14 protein-coding genes and 3 pseudogenes are annotated in these 23,088 nt (G+C 64.0%); 10 read left to right on the top strand and 7 right to left on the bottom strand.

Translation table 11 applies throughout. The features are described from left to right. Positions 1 to 141: 141 nt before the first annotated feature. From IFT57_RS27200 to IFT57_RS00460, 3 genes and pseudogenes are all read left to right on the top strand, one after another. A pseudogene (locus IFT57_RS27200) lies at positions 142 to 924 on the top strand (MCP four helix bundle domain-containing protein); the annotation flags it as partial. Then, positions 919 to 1,782, top strand: coding sequence for a methyl-accepting chemotaxis protein (locus IFT57_RS27195; RefSeq protein ID WP_446731183.1), 864 nt, complete (start codon positions 919 to 921; stop codon positions 1,780 to 1,782). The pseudogene IFT57_RS27200 and the gene IFT57_RS27195, both read left to right, overlap by 6 nt. A gap of 180 nt (positions 1,783 to 1,962) precedes the next feature. After that, positions 1,963 to 4,014: a TonB-dependent siderophore receptor gene (locus IFT57_RS00460; RefSeq protein WP_192150805.1), complete on the top strand. Its 2,052-nt coding sequence runs from the start codon at positions 1,963 to 1,965 to the stop codon at positions 4,012 to 4,014. Positions 4,015 to 4,036: 22 nt separating this feature from the next. Here IFT57_RS00460 and IFT57_RS00455 read toward each other — a convergent pair whose 3' ends face one another. From IFT57_RS00455 to IFT57_RS00445, 3 genes are all read right to left on the bottom strand, one after another. Continuing rightward, complete coding sequence (locus IFT57_RS00455) at positions 4,037 to 5,278, bottom strand: arsenic transporter (RefSeq protein ID WP_122796809.1); 1,242 nt, start codon at positions 5,276 to 5,278, stop codon at positions 4,037 to 4,039. Continuing rightward, positions 5,260 to 6,510 carry an MFS transporter gene (locus IFT57_RS00450; protein WP_122796808.1) on the bottom strand — a complete coding sequence of 417 codons (1,251 nt, stop codon included), beginning with the start codon at positions 6,508 to 6,510 and terminating at the stop codon, positions 5,260 to 5,262. The genes IFT57_RS00455 and IFT57_RS00450 overlap by 19 nt, the downstream gene beginning before the upstream one ends. A gap of 96 nt (positions 6,511 to 6,606) precedes the next feature. Continuing rightward, positions 6,607 to 7,734 (bottom strand): MFS transporter, encoded by a 1,128-nt coding sequence (locus IFT57_RS00445; protein WP_192149828.1) that lies wholly within the window; start codon positions 7,732 to 7,734, stop codon positions 6,607 to 6,609. Positions 7,735 to 8,080: 346 nt separating this feature from the next. On the opposite strand from IFT57_RS00445, the pseudogene IFT57_RS27190 reads away from it, so the two are divergent. From IFT57_RS27190 to IFT57_RS00415, 7 genes and pseudogenes are all read left to right on the top strand, one after another. Next, positions 8,081 to 8,590: pseudogene (locus IFT57_RS27190) on the top strand (MCP four helix bundle domain-containing protein); the annotation flags it as partial. Positions 8,591 to 9,199: 609 nt separating this feature from the next. Further along, positions 9,200 to 9,721: pseudogene (locus tag IFT57_RS27185) on the top strand (methyl-accepting chemotaxis protein); the annotation flags it as partial. A gap of 129 nt (positions 9,722 to 9,850) precedes the next feature. Next, positions 9,851 to 11,662 carry a putative bifunctional diguanylate cyclase/phosphodiesterase gene (locus IFT57_RS00435; RefSeq protein WP_192149823.1) on the top strand — a complete coding sequence of 604 codons (1,812 nt, stop codon included), beginning with the start codon at positions 9,851 to 9,853 and terminating at the stop codon, positions 11,660 to 11,662. Between the two features lie 189 nt (positions 11,663 to 11,851). After that, on the top strand, positions 11,852 to 13,711 hold the full coding sequence (locus IFT57_RS00430; RefSeq protein WP_122478667.1) for an ABC transporter ATP-binding protein: 1,860 nt from the start codon (positions 11,852 to 11,854) through the stop codon (positions 13,709 to 13,711). 60 nt (positions 13,712 to 13,771) lie between these two features. Then, the gene (locus tag IFT57_RS00425) at positions 13,772 to 14,689 is read left to right on the top strand and encodes a LysR family transcriptional regulator (RefSeq protein WP_192149821.1); all 918 of its coding nucleotides are present in this window, start codon (positions 13,772 to 13,774) and stop codon (positions 14,687 to 14,689) included. Positions 14,690 to 14,791: 102 nt separating this feature from the next. After that, positions 14,792 to 15,982, top strand: coding sequence for a CaiB/BaiF CoA transferase family protein (locus IFT57_RS00420; RefSeq protein WP_192149819.1), 1,191 nt, complete (start codon positions 14,792 to 14,794; stop codon positions 15,980 to 15,982). Continuing rightward, positions 15,979 to 16,914 carry a hydroxymethylglutaryl-CoA lyase gene (locus tag IFT57_RS00415; RefSeq protein ID WP_192149817.1) on the top strand — a complete coding sequence of 312 codons (936 nt, stop codon included), beginning with the start codon at positions 15,979 to 15,981 and terminating at the stop codon, positions 16,912 to 16,914. The genes IFT57_RS00420 and IFT57_RS00415 overlap by 4 nt, the downstream gene beginning before the upstream one ends. Before the next feature lie 1,285 nt (positions 16,915 to 18,199). Here IFT57_RS00415 and IFT57_RS00410 read toward each other — a convergent pair. The 4 genes from IFT57_RS00410 to sctS all read right to left on the bottom strand — a co-directional run bounded on the left by IFT57_RS00410 (position 18,200) and on the right by sctS (position 23,088). Beyond that, the gene (locus tag IFT57_RS00410) at positions 18,200 to 20,836 is read right to left on the bottom strand and encodes a hypothetical protein (protein WP_192149815.1); all 2,637 of its coding nucleotides are present in this window, start codon (positions 20,834 to 20,836) and stop codon (positions 18,200 to 18,202) included. Positions 20,837 to 20,935: 99 nt separating this feature from the next. After that, positions 20,936 to 21,982: an EscU/YscU/HrcU family type III secretion system export apparatus switch protein gene (locus tag IFT57_RS00405; RefSeq protein WP_192149813.1), complete on the bottom strand. Its 1,047-nt coding sequence runs from the start codon at positions 21,980 to 21,982 to the stop codon at positions 20,936 to 20,938. Continuing rightward, complete coding sequence (gene sctT, locus IFT57_RS00400) at positions 21,979 to 22,809, bottom strand: type III secretion system export apparatus subunit SctT (RefSeq protein WP_192149811.1); 831 nt, start codon at positions 22,807 to 22,809, stop codon at positions 21,979 to 21,981. Before sctT ends, IFT57_RS00405 begins: the two co-directional genes overlap by 4 nt. 9 nt (positions 22,810 to 22,818) lie before the next feature. Then, the gene (sctS, locus tag IFT57_RS00395; RefSeq protein WP_192149809.1) at positions 22,819 to 23,088 is read right to left on the bottom strand and encodes a type III secretion system export apparatus subunit SctS; all 270 of its coding nucleotides are present in this window, start codon (positions 23,086 to 23,088) and stop codon (positions 22,819 to 22,821) included.

The following is a 23,088-nucleotide window of genomic DNA, read 5'->3' as shown; positions in this document are numbered from 1 at the left end:
GGTAGGCCCAAGTGGCCACACGGCCTGCGAACACTATTCAAGCTTCCTGCGGCGATGCCGATAGCGGGTTCATACCGCCCACGACGCTAAGGAAAGTGCCGAACCCGGGGCTTTTTTTGGTGGACCTGACAGGATACCTGTATGACGTGGCTTCGCGATGCAAAGTTATCTTCCAAACTGATTGCGGCCTTCGGGTTGTGTGCGTTCATTACCCTGGGCGTCGGCCTGCTGGGAGGCCGTGGCGTCAGTCAGCTGTCGGAGAGCCTCAAACTTGTGTTCTCGAACAACCTGGTATCGGTTGCCAAGACGGCCGAAGCCAAGAGCAAGGCGATTGCCCAGCTCAAGGACCTCTACGCCCTGATAGCCGCCCATGCGGAAAACGATTCGCAGGGCGTCAAGGACTCGATTCGCCAGAGCATGAACACCAACCTGGCTGACAGCGAGAAGGCTTTTGCGGCGTACCGCAAGACGCCACTGGCCGACGACGAGCGTGCCGCCGGCGACAAGATGGAACGTGACTGGCCGCTGTATCAGGCGCAGCTGCAGAAAGTGCTGTCGGTGCTGGACGCCGGTGACGTTTCGGCTGCGCGCTCGCTCATGTCGGGTGAGATCCAGCCGGCCTATCGCACCGTCATGGACGAGCTGACCATCATGGTCGAATCGAACAACCGGCAGATCCAGGAAGGTGCGCGTGACGCCGACGAGCAGGAGCGGGCGGCGATCACCGTGCTTTACATCGGCATCGCACTGGCTTTTCTCGCAGCACTGGCACTGGGGCTGTTCATGAGCCGCCTGATCAGCAGGCCCATTGCCACCGCGGTGGCCAGCGCGAAATTGATCGCCAAGGGTGATCTGACCCACAGCATCGGCAGCTCGGCCCGTGACGAAACCGGGCAACTGCTCGCCGCGCTCGGCGAAATGCAGGAAGGCCTGAAGGCGACTATTCACCAGATTGCCGACGCCTCGAACCAACTCGCTTCGGCAGCCGAAGAGTTGAATGCGGTGACTGAAGACGGCAGCCGTGGGCTGCTGCGTCAGAACGACGAGATTCAGCAGGCGGCCACGGCCGTCACCGAGATGACGTCGGCCGTGGAAGAGGTCGCGCGCAACGCCATCTCCACCTCGGAAGCCTCGAAGACCGCCAGCAGCCAGGCCACCGATGGCCTGACGCAGGCGCGCAATGCTGTAGAAGCGGTGAACAATGCCACCGTCGAAATCCAGTCCTCGACGACCATCGTGGAAGACCTGGCGGTTCAGGTGCGCGATATCGGCAAGGTGCTCGACGTGATTCGCGGTATCGCCGAACAGACCAATCTGTTGGCCCTCAACGCGGCCATCGAAGCGGCCCGTGCCGGCGAGCAGGGGCGTGGTTTCGCGGTGGTTGCCGACGAGGTCAGGGCGCTGGCGGCACGTACCCAGTCGTCCACGGGCGAGATCGAAAGCATGATCGGCGCGGTGCGTTCGCGGGCAGACCAGGCAGTCGCTGCCATGGGCAAGAGCCAAGGGCTGGTGGGGGACACTCAGGTATTGGCCAAGGCCACCGGCGATGCGCTGCAATCCATTGCCACCGGGATCGCGCAGATCAACGACCGCAACCTGGTCATCGCCAGCGCCTGCGAAGAGCAGGCCCACGTGGCTCGCGAGGTCGACCGGAACCTGATCAACATCCAGGACCTGTCGACGCAGACGGCCGCAGGCGCTCACCAGACCAGCGCATCGACCCAGGATCTGTCGCGCCTGGCCATCTCTTTCAACGATCTGGTGGGTCGCTTCCGTCTCTGAATTGGTCTCTCAGGTAGTGAAAAATCGTACAACCGATTCAGCAAATGACCGCAATAGTCCGTACAATTGAGATGGGACGCATTCGCGTCTTCTATCTAGTACGGAGTTACACGCGTGGTCAAGTCGTTGAATCGGGCCCATTCCTGGGTGCTGTTGTGCTCAGTCCTGCCTTGCCTGGCCATGGCGGCCACCGAGGTGCCCTCCAGTGTCATCCAGGCCACCGGCGAAGGTGAGAGTGATGACGGCTACGCCCGCGTGCGCGGCGAAACCGCGAGCAAGAGCGCCACGCAGAACCGTGACGAGGCGCAGACCATCAATTCGGTAACGGCACGCACGCTCGACGACTACCAGGTCAAGGATTTGAACGACGCGATGCGCTTCGTCAGCGGTGTGACCCAGACCAACACCCTGGGCGGCACCAAGGACGCGCTGATCAAGCGCGGCTTTGGCAGCAACGACGACAATTCGATCCTGCGCGACGGCATCCGCTCGGCCATCGGTCGCAACCTGGGGGCGACCACCGATCACGTGGAAGTGCTCAAGGGACCGGCCTCGCTGATGTACGGCGCTCTCGAACCGGGCGGGGTCATCAACGTCGTCAGCAAGCAGCCGCAGTTCACCCGCAGCACCACCCTCGGCGCGTCCGGCTTCAGCGAGGGCGGCGGTTCGCTGTCGCTGGACACCACCGGCCCGCTGGGCGATACCGATCTGGCCTACCGGCTGGTGGCCGAGCGCAGCCACGAGGATTACTGGCGCAACTATGGGACCGACGAGCACACCCTGATCGCACCGTCGATTGCCTGGGTCGGTGAGCGGGCCAGTGCTTCGCTGGCCTACACCTACAACGACTACGCCAGCCCGTTCGATCGTGGCACCGTGTTCGTCGCCGGCCGCCCCGCCGACATCAGCTACCGCGACCGCCTCGACGAGCGCTGGGCCAAGACCGTGGGCATCAGCCAGAGCACCACGGCGAAGTTCGAGTATCAGCTGGGAGACGCCTGGCGCAGTCGCCTGACCTACGGTTGGACCCAGGATCGATACAGCCTGGCCATCGCTCAACCCAATACGCTCACCGGCAACACCTTGCGGCGCATCGCCAATGGCGGTCACTACGATTACGAAAGCCGCTACACGGCGCTTGACCTGATCGGCGACCAGCAGCTGTTCGGCCAGCGTCACGAAATCGTGGTGGGCCTGGACAACGAGTCGCTGGACAAATACCGCGGCAAGACCTACCGCAACGCCAACACCGCCGCCGGCAATATCGACATCCGCAACCCGGTCTATGGCCGTCTGGCCGAGCCGGTCACGGTCAGCGCGGCGCAGAGCAATGCCGAGAACAACCTGGTCACCACATCCCTGTACTTCAAGGATAACTGGCACCTGAACGATCGCTGGATCCTGGTGTTCGGTGGGCGGCAGGCGCATTGGGACCAATACAGCGATCAAGGCCTGGGCCGCTCGTATGCGCCCGGTGCCGATTCCAACGGCGACGAGTTCATTCCGTTCGGCGGGATCGTCTACCAGCCCAGCGAAACGGTGGCGCTGTATGCCAACTACAGCCGCTCGTTCGTGCCCAACGATGCCGACGATGCGGGCAACAGCTTCAAGCCCACCGAGGGTCGCAGCTACGAAGCCGGGGTCAAGTACACGCCAACCGCTGCGCTGAACGTGAACCTGGCGGTGTATGACATCGAGAAGAAGAACCTGGTCAACAGCGTGCTGCAGAGCAATGGCGACAGCCTCGACGAGGCGGTCGGCAAGGCGCGTTCGCGGGGTATCGAGCTGGATGTCACCGGTCAGATCGCCGCGAACTGGAGTGTGATCGGCACTTATGCCTACAGCCACACCGAAGTGCTGAAGAACGCCGAAGCGCCCGAGCAGGAAGGCAATCGGCTGCCCAACGCGCCGATGCACACGGCCAGCCTTTACCTGACCCATCACCTGGCCATGCCCGCGCAGACCGGCCAGTGGCATGTAGGTGCGGGCGCCCGCTACGTGGGTGAGCGGCCGGGCGACAACGCCAACAGTTTCTGGATGGACAGCTACACCCTGGCCGATGCTTTCGTGCGTTGGGACTTGCCCACCCAGGGTTACGAAACGCGCCTGCAGCTGAATATCGACAACCTGTTCAACAAGCAGTATTACCCAGCCACCACCGGCAGCAGCACGCTGCAGGTGGAAGAGGGCGCGTTGCGCACGGCGCGTCTGACGGCGACCGTGAAGTTCTGAGACGCTGATGCGCCTGCGGCACTTACAGCAGCCAGAGGGCGGCGATCAGGGCCGGCGGCATGACCACGGCGCCGAGCTTGAGGAACGTCCAGGCGCTGATTTCGACCCCTTCGCGGCGCACTGCGATCAACCATAGCAAGGTCGCCAGGGAGCCGGTGACCGATAGGTTGGGGCCCAGGTCGACGCCGACCACCAGCGCGCCGGTGACGTTGGGCGGCAGGTGCGCCAGTTCGTTGATGGATCCGCTGAGCAGGCCCACCGGCAGGTTGTTGCCGATGTTGCAGGCCAGCGCAACCAAGCCCCCTGCCCACCAGTGTGCCTGGGCCGGCGCGTGCCTGGCGGCCTGTTCCAGCCAATTGGCCAATTGACCGGTGACGCCGGTCTGGCCAATGCCTTCCACCAGCACGAACAGCCCCGCTACCAGCGGCAGCACGCCCCAGGCCACGCCCTTGCACACCGGCCAGGGATTGCTTCTCTGGTACAGGTGGACGACGGCGAGCGTGGTGACGGCGGCGAGGAACGTCGGCAGGCCCAGCGCTTCGTCCAGGGCCGATACGGTCAACAGCAGCACCGCCGTGACGGCCAGCCCGCAGGCGGTCAGTCGAGCACCTGCGCTCAGGCTGGGCAGTTGCTCGACGAGTTCCAGACGCTGCTGCAGGTGGCGACGCTGGGTCAGGCGCAAAACCAGATAGGTCATGGCGATGGCCGCCAGGGACGGCAGGCTGAACATGGCCAGCCAGTCGAGCAGCGGCGGCATGTGTGTGCCGAATATCACCAGATTGGCCGGGTTGGAAATCGGCAGGACGAAACTGGCCGCATTGGCAATGAACGCGCAGACGAACAGATACGGCAGCGGGTTGACGCGCGCTGCCCGGGTGGCCGCGTACACGGCCGGAGTCAGCACCACGGCAGTGGCATCGTTGGACAGGAAAACAGTCACCACGATGCCGACCACGAACACCAGATCGAACAGCCGTTGCGCACTGCCGCGGGCCTGGCGGGCAGCGACGGTCGCCAGCCAATCGAACAACCCTTCACGGCGGGCCAGTTCGGCCAGCAGCATCATGCCCACCAGAAACAGGTAGACATCGGTACCCTTGAGTACCGCTGCCAGTGCCGAAGACCAGGCGATCAGGCCGCCAGCGACCAGGCCGATCGCTGCCGCCAGCGCCCAGACGTATTCGGGAATCCGCAATGGCCTGGTGATGATGCCCAACGTCGCGAGGAGGCTGACGCCCCAGATGATCAAGCTGGCGTGGGGCAAGGCGTGGCTTCCTGTTCAGTGGCGCGGCGCAGGGTTTCCGGCATGGCGGTGAGCAGCAGGACGAAGGCCGCAGCAGCGACCCCGGCCAGGGTCAGGAAGGCTGCGCTGTAGCCAGCCTCCTGCACGACCAGGCCAGCCAGGCCGTTGCTCAGCGCAGCGCCCAGGCCGAAGGCGGTGGTCAGGGCGCCCAGGCTGACGTTGAAACGCCCGGTACCGTGGGTGAGGTCTTTGACCACCAGCGGAAACAGTGCACCGAACAAGCCGGCGCCGATGCCGTCGAGCAGTTGCACGCCCACCAGCCAGTACGGGTCGTTGGAAAACGTATAGAGCACACCGCGAATCGGCAGGATCAGGAAGCCGGCCAGCAGCAGCGGCTTGCGCCCCCATTGATCGGCACGCGCGCCTACCAGCAGGGCTGCAGGCACCATCACCAGCTGCGCGGCGACGATACAGGCCGAGGTCAATGGGGTGGCCATGCTCAGGTCGATCTGCGACAGCTTCTGGCTCACCAGCGGCAGCATCGCCGCGTTGGCCAAGTGGAACAGCGCGCAACAGACCGCGAACACCAGCAGCGCACGATTGCCCAGCAGCACCTTGAAGCCGGAGGGCTGTTCGTGCTCATCCTTGTGGTGGGCTTCCAGCCCACGGGCGACGTCGTGGTCGATGGCATCGGCCTTCACGCAGCTCACCGCCAGTACGCTGGCCAAGGCCATGGCGGCCATCAGGTAGAACACCGCGACCGGTCCGAACAGGTAGGCGAACCCGCCCGCCAGCAGGGCGGCAAAGGCGTTGCCGGCATGGTTGTAGGTTTCGTTGCGACCGGTGCGCCGGGTGAAGGCCTTGGGCCCAGTGATGCCCAGGGAGATGGCGGCGATGGCCGGAGCGAACACCGAGCCGGCGATGGCGCCAAGCGCCTGGGTAGCGGCGACCAGCCCGAACGAGGTAATGAAAGGCAGGACCACGCAGCTGGCGGTAACCAGCAGGGCGGCGACCACCACCACCGCACGTTTGTGTCGGGTCTTGTCGATCAGGGCGCCGGCGGGGGTTTGCGTGAGCAGTGCTGCCAGCCCGGCCAGGGTCATTACCAGGCCAATACTGCCGGGGTCCCATTTGTGCACCGCCAGCAAGTAGATCGCGAGATAGGGCCCGAGCCCGTCACGGACATCGGCGAGGAAGAAATTCAGGCCGTCGAGAGACAGCGCGTTACGCCGCGAAGTGGCAGATGTGGCCAAGGCAGTGGTCTCGAATGAGGGCAGGCAGGTACAGAACTGAGTGGGCGGATCGGGCGTAAGTTCCGGGCCTCGCAGCGCACTCGAGTGAAGATTCTGCTAGCGGGTTCGGGGCCTGAGAAATATCGCCAGAAAGGCAGGCAGGGCAAAGGCGAAAAGAGCAGCGGTGACACCCATGGCGCCCATCGCCGCACCGAACAACGGCGCGCCGGCCGTCTGCCCGAGTGCCAGGCACAGGAACGGAAAACCCAGGCCCAGGTCGGGTCGATCCGGCAGCAGTGCAGTGCCCTGGATCAGGTACGCACCCGAGGACATGATGTAGGCCGCGCCGAACAGGCCCATGGCGACGAAGCCATAGACGATGCTGAACTCGCTTGCGGCCAGGGTCAGGATCGCCGTGACGATGGCCAACAGCGAGCCGCCATGGATGACGGCCGTACCGAAGCGGTCGATCAGCACGCCGGTGGCGGCGCCGCTGACCCCGGCCGCTCCGAGTACGATCCAGGCCCAGGCGATGCCGTTGTCGCTGACCCCGAACGCGCCGCGCAGGATGTCGGCGCCGAAGGTCCAGATGGCGGTGCTCGACACGCCCATGGCGAAGGCACTCAGGCAGAGCAGGGCCAGCCCCGGTCGGCCGAGCAATTTCAGGGACATGCCCGCGCCGGTTTCACTGCCACCACCCTGCGGCAGGGCCCGCCACAGCCAGACGGTGATCGCTGCGCCGATCAGGGCGAACACGGTATACAGCTCACGCCAGGCGTTCACAGTCATGGCCGCAGCGGCACCCGAGAAGACGATGCCGGCAGCCGTGCCGGCGTTGATCGCCGCATTCGCCTTTGCGCGGCCGGCAGTGTTGAACCGAGCGGCGACTGCACTCGCCAACGGTGGCGAGGTCAGTCCGGTGCTCAGCCCGGCAAGCGCCACTCCGGCGCCCAGCATCCACCCCGATGTAGCGGTCACTATGCAGGTCATTCCAGCCGTGGCGGCCAGACCCGCGAGTACGGCAAGGGTGCGAGGAGTGAGCGTGCCGTTGCATACGAACGTCAGGACGATGCCGGCGCAGTAGGCCGCGAACGCGCCGCTGCCGATCCAGCCTGCCGCCGTGGCGTCCAGCGACAGCTCCACGCGCATCTGCGGCAACAGCAGGCCATAGGCGAAACGCGCCAACCCGTACGAGACCGCGGTGAGGGCAAATGCGGCGGCGACCAGGTTGCGACCGGAGTTCATGATGCCCGGACCTTTTTTGCGTGAATCGCGAGGCTCAGCGCCGCCTGCCTGACCTTATCGATGGCAGCCACGCCAGCCACACTGGCGGCAGCCATGGCACCGTCGAACGACCGCTGGAATTTCTGAGTTCTTGTCCATCAGGCGACTGTAAAGCGATGGTGTTGAGTGTCAACTCAATGATACAACTCACAGCGGAATTAGTTTGATAGCGCTTAGCTATCATTGCTTCGCGAAATGCCAATTGGCTTCCTTGCCAGCAGCGCCGTAACGTCCGCCGCTTCGGCGCGACTCGACCTCCGGTTCGCGCGTCTTTTCCGTCCTCATCGGGCGAACTTTCGAGCCTGCCATGAAAAAACCTCTGTCTCTGGCCACGCGCATAGCCCTGAGCTTCGCGGCCATTCTCGCCTTGTTGGTGATGATCACCGCCATCGGCATCCAGCGCGTTGCGTTCATTGATTCCACGTTGACTGACGTGAGCGAGAACGCGGCAAAGATCCAGCGTTACGCCATCAATTTTCGTGGCAGCGTGCACAACCGCGCCATCGCCATCCGTGACGCGGTGCTGGTGGACAACGATCGCGACCTGGAAAAACACCTGGCGCAGGTGGCCTCACTGGAAAAAGACTATGTCGATTCGGCGGCGCCGATGGAGCAGCTGTTCCAGAGCGCTGGCGTAACCGGCGAGGAGCGTCAGTTGCTGGCGGCCATCAAGGGCATCGAGCGGCAGACCCTGGAGTCCACCCGCACGCTCATCGAGCTGCGTCGGGGCGGTGATGTCCAAGGTGCCCAGGCCTTGCTGCTGCGCCAGACTTCGGCTGACTACAGCGAATGGCTCAAGCGCATCAACGCACTGATCGACTACGAGGAAGCCGCGATCAAGGCCAAGCTGGGTGATGTGCAGGCCACTGCCAGCCAGTTCAGCACGTTGATGCTGGTGGCCACCGGTATCGCGCTGCTGCTGAGTATCGTGCTGTCGACCGTGATCATTCGTTTCGTCAAATCGACGCTGGGCGGTGAGCCGGCCGAAGTGGCCCTGGCAATCGAGCAGCTTGCTGCGGGCAACCTGAACCAGACCATCGTGACCGATCACCCCAACAGCGTGATGGGCGTATTGAAAACCGCCTTGGGCCATTTGCGCGAAACCATCGAGCAGGTGCGCACGGCGGCGCGGGAAGTCAATCACTCTTCGGCGCAGCTGTCGGCGACCTCTACCGCCAACGACGCACATATTCGCCTGCAGACCCGCGAGGCCGAACAGGTGGCCACTGCCATCACGCAGATGGCGGCGACCGTGGGCGAGGTGTCCGGTTACGCCGCCCAGGCCGCAGATGCCTCACGCCTGGCGGACATCGAAGTGGAAAGCGGCAATCGGCTGGTGGCCAGCACTACGCACGCCATCGAGCAGTTGGCGCTCACCCTGGAACAGACCACGGACACCGTCGACCAGGTGTCGCGCCACAGCGAAAAGATCGAGTCGGTCATCGACGTGATCAACTCGATTGCCGCGCAGACCAACCTGCTGGCCCTCAATGCCGCCATCGAGGCCGCCCGCGCCGGCGAGCACGGCCGTGGCTTTGCCGTGGTCGCCGACGAAGTGCGCTCGCTGGCCAATCGCACCCAGCAGTCGACCGAAGAAATCCGCGAAATGATCAGCACCTTGCAGTCGGGCACCGAGACGGCCGCGCAAACCATGCGCAACAGCTGCGAACTGGTGGGGCACACCGTCACCCAGACGCGCAGTGCGCAGCAAGCCCTGGCCAAGATCAGCGAGCAGGTGGGCGCGATCAACCTGATGAACGCACAGATTGCCAGCGCTTCGGTGCAGCAGAATGCAGTTGCCGACGACGTCTCGCAGAACATCACGCGCATCCATGGCTCGACGGTGCAGTCAGCGACCGGCTCGCAGCAGGTCGCGACCGCCAGCACCGAGCTGGCTCGCCTGGCGGACCGGCTTTCGCAGAAGGTGGCCTTCTTCGGCGCTGTCTAGGGAGACGAAGGGCAGTGGTGCTCTTGGGGCAAAGCTGTATACAGTTCCCGGAAAGGCTGCCGATACAGGGATGCAGCCTTGTCTTGAGTGCCTCCCTTTGCGACTGACCATCGGGCAATGAATACCGTGATGACCCACTTCGCTCCACCTTTCCCGGACAACGAGCGCGAGCGCGTTCGCCGCGTAGCCGAGCTCTGCTACCGCGACGCGGTCGACGACGAGGTGCTGGATCGGATCGTGGCGCTGGCCGCTGAAGTCTTCGGCACGCCGATAGCGCTCATTTCCATTCTCGAAGAACAGCAACAGTGGTTTCGGGCGAAAGTCGGCATCACCGTTTCATCCACGCCACGGGATGTGTCCTTCTGCGGTCACACCATTCTGGTCGACGACTTCTTCGAAGTGCCGGACACCCACCGCGACCCCCGCTTTCGACACAACGTGCTGGTCACCGGACCGCCGGGCATACGCTACTACGCCGGGGTGCCGCTGCTGACCGATGACGGTCACGCCCTGGGCAGTCTGTGCGTCATCGACAAGCAGCCGCGCGCGCCGATGTCCACTGGCCAGCGGGAAAGCCTGCGGCATCTGGCGCAGTTGGTGGTGCACCGGCTGCACGACCTGCGCGCCGACTCGTTCATCGACCGGCCCACCCGCCTGATGAACCGTATTCGCCTGGAAGACGACATCCATCGGCATCTGAGCGCAAGGGAAGAGCCGTTGCTGATCGCGGTCGACTTCCTCTCGCCCAGTTTCGTCAACGATATCGTCAAGGCGCTGGGCTATTCGTTTTCCCAGCGTCTGGTCAGCGAAATCAGCCGTCGCGTGGCGGGCTTGATCGGACACGACTGCGTGCTTTATCGGATCGGTCTCACCCGTTTCGCATTCATCAAGCCGCGGGACGAATGCCTGGCGACCTTGTACGCGAGGTTTTCCACGGCCTTCGCCACCCCGGTCGAACATGACGGGATTCCCATTCGCACGCAGATCGGCATGGGTGCGCTGGAACTGGACTGCCACACCATCAACGACCGTGACTGGGTGCGTCTGGTGGTCAGTGCCGCGGACTACGCGCGCGACCGAGGGATCGGCTGGGCCAGATACCAGGCGGAACTGGACATCGCCCAGCAGCGTGCCTTCGTGCTGCTCAGTTCATTGTCGTACGCCCTGGAAGAGTCCGAGCAACTGGGCCTGGTGTTCCAGCCGCGCATCGACTTCGCCAGCGGACGCTGCTGCGCGGTCGAGGCGCTGTTGCGTTGGACCCACCCGACGCTGGGGCCGATAGGGCCGGACGAGTTCATCCCGCTGGCGGAGAAAACCGACCTGATCCGGCTGCTGAGCGTCTGGGTGGTCGAGGCCGCCATCAAGCAGACCCGGCATTGGCGGGATGCAGGCTACGCCTTCAAGGTCGCGATCAATATCAGCCCTTGCGATCTGGAGGGGCCGGCTTTCACCGACCGGCTGATCCAGACCCTGGAACGCTATGGCGTCGAGGCTGCGACCCTGGAGATCGAGTTCACCGAGGGCGCGTTGATCAAGAACCCCGCCGAATGCCGGAACCAGCTGACACGCCTGCGTGCGCTGGGGATCGAGATATCCATTGACGACTTCGGCACTGGCTACAGTAACTGGACCTACCTGCGCGAACTGCCTGCCACCTCGGTAAAGCTCGACCGTTCGCTGCTCAAGGACATCGAAAGCCAGGAAAAGGATCGTCGCCTGGTCACCACACTCATTGATCTGGCGCAGCGTCTGGGCTACAAGGTGGTGGCCGAAGGCATCGAGAACCAGGCCAGTTTCGACGCGGTGAAAGGCTGGGGTTGCAACGAGGGGCAGGGTTACTTCATTGCTCCGCCGATGGCCAGCGAACGACTGATCGAGTGGATCGAGCGCGAAGGCGGTGCCGCTGCCGTTGAGCAGGCCGCGGACGAGGTGTCTTGCTGAACCCGACGTTCGCGCCAAGGTTGCAGCCGGTGACCGCCCTGTGAAGGTCAGATGGGTTTTCGAGACTGATGGATTGCCGGTCAAGCATGGGTGCCGAATCAGCCGTTCTTCGCAAAGCCGCCCATCGCAACCCACGAGTGCGCCATTAAGTGGCAGAATCTGCGCCACTTGATTCCGATGGAGACCCCCATGCTTCGTGCATTCGAACGAAGGCTCGACCCTTTCCCACCCGATGAAGTACCGCCGCCACCCGATGGCCTGGCCCGTTTTCTCTGGGCCTGCACCCGCGGTGCGCGCGGCTATATCCTGGCATTTGCGGTGCTCAGCGCTGCGGTGTCGGTCTATGAAGCCTGGCTGTTTTCCTTTCTGGGCCAGGTCGTCGACCTGCTCACCACCTGGCAGCAGGGCGGCGATGCCGCCGCCCAGGAAAGCCGCGTGTTGTGGGGCATGGGCTTGGTGATGGTGGGCAGCATCGCCTTGGTCGCCTTGCGCACCATGGTCCAGCACCAGATTCTGGCGATCAACCTGCCGCTCAGGCTGCGTTGGGACTTCCACCGGCTGATGCTGCGGCAAAGCCTGTCGTTCTTCTCCGACGAGTTTTCCGGCCGGGTCACCACCAAGGTGATGCAGACTGCCCTGGCCGTGCGCGACGTGCTGTTCACCCTGATCGAGATCCTGCCGGGTATCGGCGTGTATTTCATCGCCATCATCGCTCTGGCCGGTGGTTTCGCACCCAAGCTGATGCTGCCGTTCGTGGCCTGGCTGGTGCTGTTCGGCCTGGCCATGCTCTATTTCGTGCCGCGCCTGGGCAAGGTCGGGCAAGAGCAGGCCCACGCGCGTTCGTCGATGACCGGACGCATTTCCGATGCCTACACCAACATCGCCACGGTCAAGCTGTTCTCCCACTCCAACCGCGAGGCGCACTTCGCCCGTGCGGCCATGGAAGACTTCAAGAACACCGGCTTTCGCCAGATGCGTCTGGTCAGCCAGTTCGAGATCGTCAACCAGGCACTGGTGGTGGGCCTGCTGATGGCGGCCGGTGGCTACGCACTGTGGCTTTGGCATCTGGGCGAGATCGGGACCGGCGCCGTGGCGGCGATCACGGCCATGGCGCTGCGTATCAACGGCATGTCGCACTGGATCATGTGGCAGATGACCTCGTTGTTCGAGAACATCGGCACGCTGCAGGATGGCATGGGCACGCTGACCCGCGGGGCGAAGGTGCAGGACGCGCCCGACGCAGGTGCGCTGACGACTTCGGGCGGGGCGGTGACGTTCGACAACGTGAGCTTCAACTATAACGGCGAACGCCAGGTGCTCGACGGTTTGAGCCTGGACATCCGCCCAGGCGAGAAGATCGGCCTGGTCGGGCGCTCGGGTGCGGGCAAATCGACCCTGATCAACCTGCTGCTGCGCTTCTACGATGTCGACAGCGGCGAGATCCGCATCGATGGGCAGAACATCGCCCATGTGACACAGGACAGTCTGCGCAGCGCGATCGGCATGGTGACCCAGGACACCTCGCTGCTGCACCGCTCCATTCGCGACAACATCGCCTATGGGCGTCCCGATGCCACCGATGAACAGGTGCGCAGTGCGGCCGCCAGCGCTCAGGCCGATGAGTTCATCAGCCAGCTGAGCGACCGTCAGGGCCACAGCGGCTACGACACCCTGGTGGGCGAGCGGGGCATCAAGCTGTCCGGCGGCCAGCGCCAACGCGTGGCAATTGCACGGGTGATGCTCAAGAATGCGCCGATCCTGCTGCTCGACGAAGCCACCAGCGCGCTGGACTCGGAAGTCGAAGTGGCCATCCAGGAAAGTCTCGATCACATGATGCAGGGCAAGACCGTGATCGCCATTGCCCACCGCCTGTCGACCATCGCCGCCATGGACCGGCTCATCGTCATGGACCAGGGACGCATTCTCGAACAGGGCACCCATGCCCAGCTGCTGGCGAAAAACGGTATCTATGCACGGCTCTGGCAGCACCAGAGCGGCGGTTTCCTTGGCGAGGACCAGCAACTGACCGAGGGCGTCAATCAGGACTGAGTGGCGCGCCATGTCCCCTGCGCCGCATCGGCTGGCAGGGGGCACATCGAGGATCCAAGCATGCTCCACAATCAGTTGATCAGGCGGCTGGACCTGGTCACCCTGCAGCTTTTCGTGGCGGTCCATGAGGAGGGCACCTTGACCCGTGCCGCCTCACGGGAAGCGATCGCGGTGTCGGCCGCCAGCAAGCGTCTGGTAGAGCTCGAAGCAGTGCTGGGCATCGCGCTGTTTTCCCGCACTGCCAGGGGCATGACCCTGACCGCTGCCGGCGAAACCCTGCTGCACCATGCTCGGCGCATGCTCACCGAGGTGGAGAAGGTCGGCATCGAAGTGGGCGAGCATCTGCAGGGGCTGCGTGGTTACGTGCGGATGCTGGCCAACCTCTCGGCGATCATCCAGTTCCTGCCCGAGGACCTGCACAGCTTCGTCTCCACCCATGACCGGGTGAAGGTGGATCTGGAAGAGCGACCCAGCAAAGGCGTGGTCGAGGGCATCATCGACGGCGTCGCCGATCTGGGTATCTGTGCCACGGACAGCGACACCAAGGACCTGTGCAGCGTGCCGTATCGCAAGGACCGACTGGCCGTGGTCATGCGCAGCGATCATCCATTGGCGAACCGTGGTGAGGTGGCATTCGCCGAGACGCTTGCGTACGATCACATCGGCCTGCATGCCGCCAGCTCGATCAACCATCGCGTGCATGCGGCGGCCAAGGCCCTGGGCGAGCCCCTGCGCGTACGCATTCACGTTCCCGGGTTCGATGCGGTATGCCGCATGGTGCAGGCCAACATGGGCGTGGGCGTGTTGCCGTGCAAGGCCTACGAACTGTTCGGGCGTGGGCTGGGGTTGCAGGTAGTCAACCTAAGCGACGACTGGTCGCACCGCACGCTGATGCTGGTGGTGCGCGAACGGGACGCGCTGTCGCCCGTCAGCCGGTTGCTGTTCGACCATCTGCAGCAGCCCGCCGGGCAGGTTTGATCGTTCGCCAAACGCGAACGGGCATTGCCGATCCAAGGTTGGAATTCGCTGCCGGTATGCCTCTAGTCTTGGTACAAATTCCAAGAAACATCGAGGCTGCCCATGACTGCTCTTAGCGGAATCCGTGTCATCGAGATCGGAACCCTCATCGCTGCGCCGTTCGCTGCGCGCATGATGGGCGAGTTCGGTGCCGAGGTGATCAAGATCGAAACCCTGGGGCAGGGCGACCCCCTTCGCAAGTGGCGAAAACTCCACGAAGGCACTTCGTTGTGGTGGTACCTGCAATCGCGCAACAAGAAATCTCTGGCGCTGAACCTCAAGTCCGCCGAAGGCATCGAGATCGTCAAGCAACTGGCCGAAAGCGCCGACGTACTGATCGAGAACCTGCGTCCCGGCGCCTTGGAGAAACTCGGCCTGGGCTGGGACGTCTTGCATGCGCTGAACCCCAAGCTGACGCTGGTGCGCATCTCCGGCTATGGCCAGTCCGGCCCTTATCGCGACCGCCCGGGTTTCGGCGCGATCGGCGAGGCCATGGGCGGCATTCGCTACACCACCGGCCACCCGGACTCACCGCCGGCACGGGTGGGGGTCAGCCTGGGTGATTCGCTGGCGTCCATGCATGCGGTGATGGGCGCGCTGATGTCGTTGCTGCGGGTCAAGACCGGTCAGGGTGACGGTCAGGTGGTGGATGTTTCCCTGGCCGAAAGCGTCTTCAACGTGATGGAAAGCCTGGTGCCCGAGTACGCCATGCTCGGTCATGTGCGCGAGCGCAGCGGCGGCGCTTTGCCCGGTATCGCTCCGTCCAATACCTACCCCACTGCCGATGGCGGTTATGTGGTGATCGCGGGCAACAGCGATCCCATTTTCAAGCGCCTGATGAACGCCATCGGTCGAGCCGATCTGGGCGACGACCCGGCTTTCGCTCACAACGATGGCCGAGCTGCGCAGAGCGACCTGCTCGATGGCGCCATCAGCGCCTGGAGCGCCCAGCGCCCCATCGGGGATGTGTTGCAGGCACTGGAAAACGCCGAGGTGCCTGCCGGGCGTATCTACTCGGTCGCCGATATCGTCGCCGACCCGCACTATCAGGCGCGCGATATGATTCTCGATGCGCAGCTGCCCGGTGGCGTGGCAACGAAAATGCCCGGCATCGTGCCCAAACTCTCCGCCACGCCGGGTGTAGTCAATTGGCAGGGGCCAAGCCTGGGGCAGCACACCCAGGCCGTGCTGACCGAGCTGGGCCTGAGCGAGAGCGCTATCCAGCGCCTGAAGGATGAGGGGATCGTGCAATGATCAACGACTACTCGCAACGTCTCATCGTTCAGGAAGTGGCGCCCCGTGATGGTCTGCAGATCGAGCCGATCTGGGTTGCCACAGCAGACAAGATTTTCTTGATCGACCAGCTTTCCCTGGCGGGCTTCAGCCGCATCGAGGCCGGTTCCTTCGTTTCGCCCAAGGCCATTCCAGCCCTGCGCGATGGCGAACAGGTGTTCCATGGCATCGCCCGCCAGCCGGGTGTGACCTACGTGGCGCTGATTCCCAATCTCAAGGGGGCGCAGCGCGCGCTTGCCGCCAAGGCGGATGAACTCAACCTGGTGTTGTCGGCCAGCCAGAGCCACAACCGCGCCAACATGCGCATGACCCGTGAACAATCCCTGGCAGGCTTCATCGAAGTGCTCGAGCTGGCCCGCGGTACGTCGGTCAGCCTTAATGGCACCATCGCCACGACCTTCGGCTGTCCGTTCGAAGGCGCCATCGATGAACGCGTGGTGATGGACCTGGTCGATGCTTACCAGCGGCTCGGCATGCAGGGCGTGACCCTGGCCGACACCACGGGCATGGCCAACCCGCGCCAGGTCTACGCATTGGTCCGGCGGGTGCTGGAACAGTTGCCCGCCGAAGCGCTGACCCTGCATTTCCACAATACCCGCGGGCTGGGATTGAGCAACGTCCTGGCCGCCTACGAAGCCGGTGCGCGGCGCTTCGATGCGTCGCTCGGTGGTTTGGGCGGATGCCCGTTCGCGCCGGGTGCCTCGGGCAACATCTGCACCGAAGACCTGGTGAACCTGTGTGAGGAGATGGGCATTCCCACCGGCATCGATCTGCCCCGTCTGCTCGACCTTTCCCGCACCTTGCCAGCGCTGCTGGGGCATGAAATGCCGGGGCAGGTGGCGAAGGCGGGGCGCAACGCAGACCTTCATCCGCTGCCGCCGGGACTTGGCTGAGCAGCACCGCAGCATCGTCGTTCGTTACCCAGACAACAACAACAAAAGAGCACCCCGCTCGGGGGGTTCGCCTGGAGAAAAACAGACCGTGCTCGAACGTAGGAGCGGCCCGTGGCCGCGAAAGGCGCACCGCGGTGCATCAGGCATACCGCATAACGGCTTTCGCGGCCGATGACCGCTCCTACAGTGGGGACGCGATCGAATGTAGGAGCGGTCCGTGGCCGCGAAAGGCGCACCGCGGTGCATCAGGCATACCGCATAACGGCTTTCGCGGCCGATGACCGCTCCCACAGTGGGGACGCGATCGAACGTAGGAGCGGTCCGTGGCCGCGAAGGGGACGCTGCGGTGTATCAGGCATACCCCATAACGGCTTTCGCGGCCGATGACCGCTCCTACAGTGGGGACGCGATCGAACGTAGGAGCGGTCCGTGGCCGCGAAAGGCGCACCGCGGTGAATCAGGCATACCGCATAACGGCTTTCGCGGCCGATGACCGCTCCTACAGTGGGGACGCGATCGAACGTAGGAGCGGTCCGTGGCCGCGAAAGGCGCACCGCGGTGAATCAGGCATACCGCATAACGGCTTTCGCGGCCGATGACCGCTCCTACAGTGGGGACGCGATCGAACGTAGGAGCGGTCCGTGGCCGCGAAAGGCGCACCGCGGTGAATCAGGCATACCGCATAACGGCTTTCGCGGCCGATGACCGCTCCTACAGTGGGGACGCGATCGAACGTAGGAGCGGTCCGTGGCCGCGAAAGGCGCACCGCGGTGAATCAGGCATACCGCATAACGGCTTTCGCGGCCGATGACCGCTCCTACAGTGGGGACGCGATCGAACGTAGGAGCGGTCCGTGGCCGCGAAAGGCGCACCGCGGTGAATCAGGCATACCGCATAACGGCTTTCGCGGCCGATGACCGCTCCTACAGTGGGGACGCGATCGAACGTAGGAGCGGTCCGTGGCCGCGAAAGGCGCACCGCGGTGAATCAGGCATACCGCATAACGGCTTTCGCGGCCGATGACCGCTCCTACAGTGGGGACGCGATCGAACGTAGGAGCGGTCCGTGGCCGCGAAAGGCGCACCGCGGTGAATCAGGCATACCGCATAACGGCTTTCGCGGCCGATGACCGCTCCTACAGTGGGGACGCGATCGAACGTAGGAGCGGTCCGTGGCCGCGAAAGGCGCACCGCGGTGCATCAGGCATACCGCGTAACGGCTTTCGCGGCCGATGACCGCTCCCACATGAGGACCGCGATCGGATGTGGGGGCGGTCGGTGCGTGATCAGCCTACGCGGTCCAGGCGGGTGTCGAGGTTTTCGCCGTCGCCCTTGTAGTCGTCATGCTTGACGTCGTCGAAGCCTTCTTCGGGCAGATGACCTTCCTCGGCGTAGAACTCGTACTCGCCGTCGCGATACTCGAAGATGCTTTTATCGTCGGGCGCGTCGCGCTGGCCGTAGTTGTACATGTAGGTGTCGAGGAATTCGAAGCGCTTGTCTCCGTCTTCGGTCAGCAGACCCTGTTCGGACAGGTCGGCAAACAACCCTTGCAGGTCGTCGCGGTGGTCATCCATGCGGTTGTTGTGCTTGATGTCTTCGACGATCAGGAACGGCGTCAGCGCCAGGGTGAGGGCTGCCCCCGCCCACAACAGTGGCCCGGTCAACGCCCTGGCCACGTTGGAACCCACCAGCGCGGCCATCTGCGCACCCCCACCGGCCACGTTGAAGGCCCCGGCGGCCACGGTGATCGCGCCCTGTGCGACGACCGTCTGATCGTTGCTGTTGAGCCCGCTCTTGATCTTCAGGCCGCCCAGCACCAGATCGGCCACACCGGTAAAGGTATTGGCGCCGGCGTCCATGACCCGCAGGAATGCCGAAACCGCGCGGGTGCTGGGCGTGCTGCCATTGAGCCCGGGATTCTTGGCGAAGCCGTCGCGGAAGCCCTCGGTCAGGGTCTTCATGTTGTCTTCGGAAAGGTCGAGCTTTTCCGCCAGCTTCTTCTTGTCGTCAATCGGCGCTGCATCGACGGCTGCATTGAAGTCCTCGAACAGCTTCTTCAGATCGCCTTCCACCACACTGAACGGCCGCCCGCCGCCCTGGGGCTGGTCCTTGCCGAAGATCTGCGGCAGCGACTTGTCCAGGCCCAGCATCTGGTTGACCTGAGTGCCACGCACGCTGTCGACGATATTAGAGCCCAGATTGACGAAGTGCTGGCCGGCGCCGAGCACGCTGACCATGTCCTTGGCGATGGCCAGTCGCTCTTCCGGGGTATCGGCCAGGCTGCCGCCTTTGCCGACCAACTGATAGATACCCGAGGCCAGTGAGATCAGTCCGCCGGCCGATCCCAGTACGCCGTTGCCGTTGAGCTCGCTCAAGGTGCGCAGCATGCTGCCATGGGCGCCTTCGCCGAGGGTTTTGTAGACGTCCTTGCCCATGACCTTCTCGATATCGGTCTGGGTCACCGTGCCGTTCTGGCTGAACGTGGCGCCCAGTTCCTTCAAGGCGCTGGCGAAGGTTTTGGCGGTTTGCTTGTTGCCGAGAAATTCCTGGACGAAACGTTCGGTTTCCACGGTACGTCGAGGGATGTCCACGCCGCCTTTCTTCAAGGCTGTCAGCAGCGTCTTGATCGTATCCTGGGTGGCCAGCGCCGTGTTCTGATCGTTGATGCCCGACGGATCGGCCAGCAGCTTGTCCAGGTCCATGGTGGTCGCATCGATCATCATGTGCTGGGAAAACTGCGCGGCTTTTTCGGGATCGAAGGCGGCCAGGGCGGCGTAGGTCTTGCTGATGTCGGCTTCGGCCAGGCCTTCCTTGCCACTGTTCTTCAGGTCGGCGATGTAGCGCGAGTAGTCTTCGGAGAACGCCATGCCTTCAAGCTTTTCGCGCACCGCGGTCTTGTCCGGCAGGGCGTCGAGGGACTTGGCCTGCTGCGCCTGGAAGTCCTTCTGCACGCTTTCGGCGCCGAACAGTTCGGCCGTGCGTTCGTCGACCTTGACCCGGTCGATGATCGACGACAGATCGTCGCCGCTGACCTTGGCGGTGTTCTGACCCATGGACATGTCCAGCACCACCATGTCCAGACCGCCGTCACTGGCGGCCTGCGCGCGCAACGCCGTGTAGAGCTTGGCGCGGTCGTCATCCTTGCCGATGCTGCCGTCCTCCACGCCGGTTTTCCATTGCGCGATCAGGTTCTGCCAGGTCTGCTCACTGACGGTGAGCTTGCGGTTCGCATCGTTGGGGTCGACCGTGCCGGTCTCCAGATTGCCCACATCCAGTTCGGTCATGGCGGGCAGGTCGGCGTCCTTGCGCGCATCGTCCAGCTTGCCGTCGTCGTTGCGGCGGCCCTCATCCACGGCGACGAAACGCTCGTACAGCTGCGGATTGCTCTCCTTGGAAACGATGACCTTGCGACTGCCGCCGTCGGCATCGAACACCTCGGCGCGAACCAGGCCCGGACCGACCTCGTCCTTGACCCCGATGGTCGCGCCGTCGATGTCGGCGTCGGTGAACGGGTTGTCCTTGACCTGCTGGTAACCTTCGTCTTCGCTGGTCTTGATTCCGTCCAGGGTCTTGCCCATGTTGTCCAGGGTATCGAACGCCTCTGGAGTCAACTCGCGGGTAACCACCACCACGCTGTCGTCGTGCTTGTACACCATCAGCACGTCCGGGTTGCTGGGGTCACGTTCGATGGTGCGCACCTGATCCAGGCTCGGCGCCTCTTCAGTGCGCAGCACGCTGGCGTCGTGCAGTTTTTCCTGCAGCTCGATCATCTCCCGGGTTGCGGGGTTCTCGATGGGCAGAGGCTTGGGCTGCTGCTGGGCGATGCTCTTGGCGATCGCGATCAAGGCATCGAAGGTCAGCTCGGGATTGGTTTGCGGTGCGACCGGATCGGTCGAGGTGGCAGGCTGAAGGGTATCGGTCATCGACTTGCTTCCTTGTGAGGTGAATGAGCGCGGCGCGACAGCCAGAAAGCCGCCGAATGTCTACCGTACAGCCCGAGTGTTTAACTTTTGGGTCACCGCCTAGATCAACCGCGCACCGACCAGGATGTCGGCGACTTCCTGGAAGGTTGCATCCGGTACCGCGTCGCCGGCCGCACGCACGGCAATGCGGCGCGCCAGCGGCGCGTTCACGGCATGGGCGATGCCCAGCGTGCGTGCCTGTTCCAGCATCGCTGTCGATTCCTCCGGGCCCGCGCGGCTGACGATCACCGGCACCGGTGTCTCGCCACGGATGTAGCGCAGGCCCACCGCCCATTGGCCCGCCTCGCCGATCACCAGCGTGGCGTTGTGCAGACCGCGCTTGGTGGCCAGCGCATGCATCTGCTTGCGCTGGCGCTGGCGTGCCTGGCGGATCAGGGGGTCGCCGTCGGTGTCCTTGGTCTCGCGCTTGCGATCGCTCTTGGTCATGCGCATCTCCCGGCCGAACAGCCACCGCTGCATGAGCACGTCCAGCCCGCCTACCAACACAAAGGCGATGATCACGGTGGCCAGCAGCGGCCGGAACATTTCCACAAACGAAGCCCGTACGCATTCGGTGCCGCAGCCGGAGGACTGCATCAGGCTCTGCATGCCGGCGCGATACACCAGGACGAAGGCGACGGTCAAAGCGCCGAGCTTGAACAGCCCCTTGAGCAACTCGATGAGGCTGCGCAGCGAAAAAATGCGCTTGAACCCCGCGACCGGGCTGATGCGTTCGAACTCGGGCTTGATCGGGTCGGCGCTGAACACCGGCCCGCCCATGGTCACCAGGTTGCTCAGCACCACGGTGATGACCGTCACCGCCAGCAGCGGCAGGGTGACGCTCAGCAACAGATCCACTGCAGTGCTCTGCACCCGTGGCCAGAGGCTGGCGAACGGTTCGCTCCAGACCTGGGCAACCAGCTCGACGAAGGCCATGCAACGTTGCTGCAGGCCTTCGGCGACGCTGATCAGGTACAGGCTGCAAGTCAGGATGACCATGGCGGTGACCATGTCCTGGCTCTTCGGCAACTGGCCCTTGTTGCGCGCATCGCGCAGCTTTTTCTGCGACGCGGGCAGTGACTTCTCTTCGCTGGGTTGCTCGCTCACGGCGCACCTGTCTGCAGGCCGGCCTGCACCGTCGACTCGACCACGTCGAACCAGCCGCGCATCGCGCCCAGCTGGCTGAGCATGTAGGGAATCATGAAGCTGACGTAGACGACCATCAGGAACGAGAACAGCAGGTTCTTCACCGACAGCGACAGGTCGAACACGTGCAACTGCGGCGCCATGCGTGCCAGGTAGGCCAGCAGCAGGTCGGCGGTCAGGATGGCGATCACCACTGGGGCAATCATCAGCACGCCGGTCTGCATGACCTTGTCCAGCACTCCCACGATCTCCATGACGCTGTGCTCGCCCAGTGCCGGCGCCGCCGCCAGTGCCGGCCACAACTGGTAGCTGCGGTACAGCCCGTCGAGCATCAGGGTGAACCCGCCGGACATGAAGAACAGCGTGATCAAGGTGATGCTCAGCAGCGTCGAGGTGACGCTCGATTCGCCCGAGCTCAGCGGGTCGAGCAGCTGCGCCATGGTCGAGCCACGTTGCAGGTCGATCAGCTCGCCGGCGACCTCGGCGGCCCAGAACGGGATACCGAAGATCAGCCCGATGACCACGCCGATGATCATTTCCTTGATCAGCAGCGCCATCAACATCAGGGTCGACGGTGCCTGCTCGCCTGCCAGGGCGATGAAGATGTCCGGGGCGATCGGAATCGACACCACCACCGCGACCGCGCTGCGGATCATGCCAGTCAGGCCCAGCCGATTGAACGCCGGGGTGATGATGATCATGCCCAGGGCGCGGGCCACGGCCATGCCGAAGGCGCTGAGCAGGGGGTAGGCGAGGTCGAAGAACCCTGCCAGTTGCTCACCGAGCATGGGCCACCGTCAGCGTGTCCACGCGGGAAAGTTGTCGAGCATCTGCCCGGCCAGATTGACCACCTGACTCGCCAGCAGCGGACCGAGTACCAGCAGCACCAGCATGACCGCGACCAGTTTGATCGCCTGCGGCAGGGTCTGGTCCTGGATCTGGGTCAGCGCCTGCACCAGGCCGACGCCGAAGCCCACCACGATGGCCACCAGCAATGCCGGCGCCGACAGCAGCAATACCGTCATCAGCGCGTCTTTCATCACTCTCAGGAAGATGTCCTGGCCCAT

It is taken from the genome of Pseudomonas sp. CFBP 13719, from assembly GCF_014842095.1.
Lineage (GTDB): Bacteria > Pseudomonadota > Gammaproteobacteria > Pseudomonadales > Pseudomonadaceae > Aquipseudomonas.
The sequence above is the reverse complement of the archived record's forward strand: the minus strand, read 5'-3'. Positions and strand labels throughout refer to the sequence as shown.

Coding starts and splice junctions, on each gene's coding strand:
- IFT57_RS27195 (WP_446731183.1), top strand. CDS start 919: ATGCAGGAAGGCCTGAAGGCGACTATTCACCAGATTGCCGACGCCTCG.
- IFT57_RS00460 (WP_192150805.1), top strand. CDS start 1,963: ATGGCGGCCACCGAGGTGCCCTCCAGTGTCATCCAGGCCACCGGCGAA.
- IFT57_RS00445 (WP_192149828.1), bottom strand. CDS start 7,734: ATGAACTCCGGTCGCAACCTGGTCGCCGCCGCATTTGCCCTCACCGCG.
- IFT57_RS00435 (WP_192149823.1), top strand. CDS start 9,851: ATGACCCACTTCGCTCCACCTTTCCCGGACAACGAGCGCGAGCGCGTT.
- IFT57_RS00430 (WP_122478667.1), top strand. CDS start 11,852: ATGCTTCGTGCATTCGAACGAAGGCTCGACCCTTTCCCACCCGATGAA.
- IFT57_RS00425 (WP_192149821.1), top strand. CDS start 13,772: ATGCTCCACAATCAGTTGATCAGGCGGCTGGACCTGGTCACCCTGCAG.
- IFT57_RS00420 (WP_192149819.1), top strand. CDS start 14,792: ATGACTGCTCTTAGCGGAATCCGTGTCATCGAGATCGGAACCCTCATC.
- IFT57_RS00415 (WP_192149817.1), top strand. CDS start 15,979: ATGATCAACGACTACTCGCAACGTCTCATCGTTCAGGAAGTGGCGCCC.
- IFT57_RS00410 (WP_192149815.1), bottom strand. CDS start 20,836: ATGACCGATACCCTTCAGCCTGCCACCTCGACCGATCCGGTCGCACCG.
- sctT (WP_192149811.1), bottom strand. CDS start 22,809: ATGCTCGGTGAGCAACTGGCAGGGTTCTTCGACCTCGCCTACCCCCTG.
- sctS (WP_192149809.1), bottom strand. CDS start 23,088: ATGGGCCAGGACATCTTCCTGAGAGTGATGAAAGACGCGCTGATGACG.